Source organism: Pedobacter sp. 10L46_2 (assembly GCF_056395165.1).
In genome coordinates this window covers 1-4,335 of the sequence record NZ_JBFTIZ010000388.1, presented here as the reverse complement: position 1 = coordinate 4,335, position 4,335 = coordinate 1, and the positions used below count along the sequence as shown (strand labels likewise).

The window sequence follows — 4,335 nt, the reverse complement described above, 5'->3', positions numbered from 1 at the left end:
AGCATTGCATTATCATATACATCTATTGCTTCATCAGATAGGTTGTTCCAGTCGCAGCCAAAGTCATCATTAGGCTGTACATCGCCCCAATCAGCCGTCATTGCTCCGTAAAGCAAGCCATAACTTTTGTTGTATCTTTCCTTAAGTAAATACCTGATCATGCGTTCCATTCTTGTTAATACGGTTACACCGGCAATTTGTTCGCTTAAAATACTTGTATCTCCTGTTTTCTTAACGTATTTGCCTACAAGCTGAATTAATGAGGTTTCCTGATCTGTTTCAACAGTGTTTTTAAAGCCTACATGCTTAGGGTCGTTATCAGAATAGTAAGGTGTATCATCGTTCCATGTGAAGTCCTTTTTCAAGACATAACCATCCACCATCTCGTCATTTTTTTGCTGAAGCGCGAAGAAGACTAAAATGGCCCCTTTAACTTCTTCTTTGGAAGTCTCCTCGAGCGCGGTTACAATAAAGGTATTCATATCGCGTGCCCAGATCTGCGAGTAACCACTTCCTGCATTAAACCCTTCTTTTATGGCAGTTCTGGCCATGCTGTCTACTATTTGCATGGAGGTGTCTGCCAGAATAGATTTTGCGAGTTGTTGTTCTTCACTTTGTTTAGTGGATGAGCAGGAGCAAATAAGAAAGGTAAGGGCCAATAGATATGCCGAATAAATCTTCATGAGTTTGTGGTTTTTAATGTATGTACATACGAAGATAATAAAAATGTAATAATTCATTTGATTCATTGAATTATTTGAGTTTTAATAGTTTTTTTATATTTTTATGTGCGGGGTTTAAAAAATATCTGTATATATGTATATACAATATAAATAGCCTTAACCAAATAGCACAAAGTATTATGATGGATTTTTTTCAAGCAATTTATGATTGGGTTATCGGTTTCTTTGGTATTGGAAATTTTATCAAGATGCCATTGATTATAAAATATCTTTCTTTTCGTACGTTTTTAATGCTTTTGTAGGACGATTTATCTCCATAGCTGCAATTGTATTTTGTATAGGGCTTTTTGAGAAGTATGCTATCTTTAAAACTAGTTTTACCTGGTATTGGTTTATTTATGGCTATATAGTATGGGAATTCGGGCATTTCATTTATCATTATCTTGGTCATAAAGTTCGCTTGTTCTGGTGCCTGCATTCTACTCATCATGCACCACAGGCTATGAATCTGTCTGTATCTTATGCACACTTTTTTCTGGAGGGGCCTTATGCGGATGTGATTAGAACTACGGTATGCATTTTATTAGGCGTAAATCCGCCGATGTTGTTTGTAATTATGTTTATTGATGGGTTTTACGGTGGTTTTATACATATAGGTGAACAACTGATGAAGGATGGTAAATTGGGCTTTTTGTATAAATACATTCTGACACCTTCGCACCATAGGGTACATCATGCTAAAAATCCATTGTATATGGATACAAATTTTTGTAACCTGCTGAATATCTGGGATCGAGTTTTTGGCACTTATCAGCCTGAGGAGAAGAATCTTCCAATCGAATACGGTATTACCAGAGAAATGAAACCTAATAGTTTTCTGGATAGTTATTTTGGGGAGTTCGCCTGTTTGATAAAGGATGTTTACAAAGCCCCAGGACTTAAAAATAAATTCCTGTATATTTTTATGCCACCAGGATGGAGCCATACAGGTGATCATAAGACGGCAAGTAAAGCCAGAAATGAGTTTAAGGAAATTCAACGCCAACCGATACAAAATGAGTTAGCGTCTGACTTTAGTGCGGATCCAAAGCAAATAGTGATTCAGGAATCTATTTAAGTTCTGTGTGGTTTTTTATTGCATTAAGGTAATTTCTGATATCTTTTTCCAGCAAAACAGGATACTGATAAGTTAGTTTTTCTGCCAGTTCTGTGCCCAACTCATGGGCAATGTCTGCATAGGCAAATAAAGCCCGCCAGTTGTCCTGGATTTCGGCAGAGGCAAAAGTTGCTTCAATTTTTTTCCATAATTCAGATGACAAGTATTTCTTAAAAAAGCGGCCGTGTTTATTGGTGGTAATTTTCCAGTCATGCGAAAGAGAGATGTACCATTCAATCATTGGTACAAGATAATCATTCCTCATCATGTTTTCCGTCATGAACTTAGCATAGAAAAGCTCATCCCGGGCAAGGCACTTGGCCACGTATGTCATGTCCCACCAGAAGTCGTTCATCACTTGTGCGAATTTTTCAGCTCCTGGTTTTTTTATGATAACAGACTGATATGTTGGCGGCTTTAAGTTTTTACAGAGCCGATCTTTATCTATTAAAACTTTATAGCCTACATCCCAATCTTCCGGCAATTCAGATTTAGCGGCTTCTTTTTGAAATTCCAGTATGCTATAGAGTTTGAAATCAACCTTTACATAATCTTCATAAAGCACCATTCTCATGGCATGCTTCCCATCAAAGGCTTCTTCACTTTCAGCTACTTTGGCAATAACTCTTCCGAACTCACTGAGCCAGCTGTCATCTTTAAGGGCTGCAGTTAAATCTTCAAAAACCAGTTCAATATCAAGGTCGCTGAATTTATCTACGGGTGCAATGGCGCTGGCCAATGAACTGGTGAGCAGTACAGCCCTAATCTCATGGTTTGAATTAGCCCAGTTTATGATGTGTTTTAGCTTTTCGTTTCTGGCTTTAACCATAGTGATTGGGTAGTTGTTTTGGAAATTGAGTTCATAGCAGGTTAAAAATAGCAATTTCAGCCCTTGCTCCAAATCTTGCAGGTAAAATACTCGTTCCAACACCTTTGGAAACATACATTTTAGGAACATTATGATTATACCATCCTTTAACATATTTTCCGCTTCCCGGTGGCAAAAATGGAGCATAGCCAAATAAATTTATCTGGCCTCCATGTGTATGTCCCGAAAGGATAAAATCAATATTCGTGTCCTTATCCGTTTGACTTGAAATATAGTCGCTGTACTGAGGGCAATGATTCAGAACAATATGGTAGTCGCTTTTTTTATAGCCTTTTATTGCAGTGCCATAATCAGCCTTGCCTCCAATAAAATCATCTACACCTGTTATTGAAATGGACTTATTCTTGAACGAATACTGTGTTGTTTCATTAATTAGCAGAGTGCAATTATTGCCTGCATAAATTTTATTTAACTCATCTAAATCGATATTACCCCAATATTCCCAATTACCTAAAATGGCCACCTTTTTTATTTCCTTATCAATTAGTTTTAAAAACTCATTGAGTAGAGGAGTGTTTTCCGATTTATCTATCGCATCACCGGTAATTAAGATTAGTTGAGGTTGTAATTTGTTAAGCTTATTTGCCAGATGCTTTAACTGATAATTTACAGATTGAAGATGCAAATCAGAGATTTGAACAACTTTGATATGGGTTGTTTCTTTAGTTGCCTTGCCAATGTAAAATTCATTAGTTTCGATAAAAAACTTCTCAATCCAAAACATATCTGCCAGGATGGTTCCGAATGTAGCCAGAAGACCTGCCCTTATGAATTTTCGCCTGGTTAGTTTCATTGTCAACTTTAAATATTAAGGGCCGTATTCCAAAGAAACGATTTTTTTCGATTTTTACACGATGGGATTATACTATCTTTAGCATCAACGTATATATTCATGAAAGTCGCTTCACTACCTGAAAATGAATCTGCCAGGCTATCGGCCCTTGCTTCCTACCAGCTTATGGATAGTGAACAGGAGCAGGAGTACGATGACCTTGCTATGCTGGCCGCAGAAATTTGTCAGACACCAGTTGCTTTGATTACCTTAATTGGAGAGCAGCGTCAATGGTTTAAATCCAGATATGGGACTGAATTAACAGAAAATCACCGTGATTATACTTTTTGTAGCCATGCAATAATAGATGATCAGGAGATCATGATCGTCAGCGATGCTACTGAAGATTCTCGTTTTTTTGATAACCCGATGGTAACCCAGCATAAAGTGGTTTTCTACGCAGGTGTTCCTCTGGTAAATCCTGATGGATATGCACTTGGGAGTATCTGTGTTATTGGTAATGAAAAGAAACAGCTCAATGACAGCCAGATAAGGGCATTGAAAATTCTGGGGCGACAGGCGCTTCAATTGATCGAGCTACGTAAGAAAGTATACGAATATGAAGAAGTGAATAAAGCGCTGGAAGAGTCAAATGGTTTGGTTCAGAAATTTGCCGAGCGCGTAGCCCACGATATCAAAAATCCATTGGGTAATATCATGCTTACGGCACAAGCTTTAAGAAGTAAAGCAGAGAAGGCGGGGCATGATGGCTATTATCGTTTTATTGACATTTCGCTAAATTCAGCAAAGAAACTAGTGGACTACGTTAATGAAC

At 37.7% G+C, this 4,335-nt stretch carries 4 protein-coding genes and 1 pseudogene; 2 read left to right on the top strand and 3 right to left on the bottom strand.

Annotated features, from left to right (window positions below):
• Positions 1–683 (bottom strand): annotated as a pseudogene (locus tag AC1DDX_RS25525) (hypothetical protein); the annotation flags it as partial.
• 208 nt (positions 684–891) lie between these two features.
• Between AC1DDX_RS25525 and AC1DDX_RS25520 the strand changes: the two are divergent.
• A complete protein-coding gene (locus tag AC1DDX_RS25520) occupies positions 892–1,800 on the top strand; it encodes a sterol desaturase family protein (protein ID WP_477622833.1) in 909 nt (302 codons plus the stop codon).
• Here the strand turns inward: AC1DDX_RS25520 and AC1DDX_RS25515 are convergent.
• Positions 1,793–2,668 (bottom strand): AadS family aminoglycoside 6-adenylyltransferase, encoded by an 876-nt coding sequence (locus AC1DDX_RS25515; RefSeq protein WP_288879220.1) that lies wholly within the window; start codon positions 2,666–2,668, stop codon positions 1,793–1,795. The two genes, AC1DDX_RS25520 and AC1DDX_RS25515, sit on opposite strands and share 8 nt — an antisense overlap.
• A 31-nt stretch (positions 2,669–2,699) precedes the next feature.
• Positions 2,700–3,521, bottom strand: a complete 822-nt coding sequence (locus AC1DDX_RS25510) for a metallophosphoesterase (RefSeq protein WP_288879221.1) — start codon at positions 3,519–3,521, stop codon at positions 2,700–2,702.
• A 99-nt stretch (positions 3,522–3,620) separates the two neighbouring features.
• On the opposite strand from AC1DDX_RS25510, the gene AC1DDX_RS25505 reads away from it, so the two are divergent.
• Positions 3,621–4,335 (top strand): GAF domain-containing protein (locus tag AC1DDX_RS25505; RefSeq protein WP_477622832.1); only part of this gene is annotated, 715 nt, incomplete at its 3' end.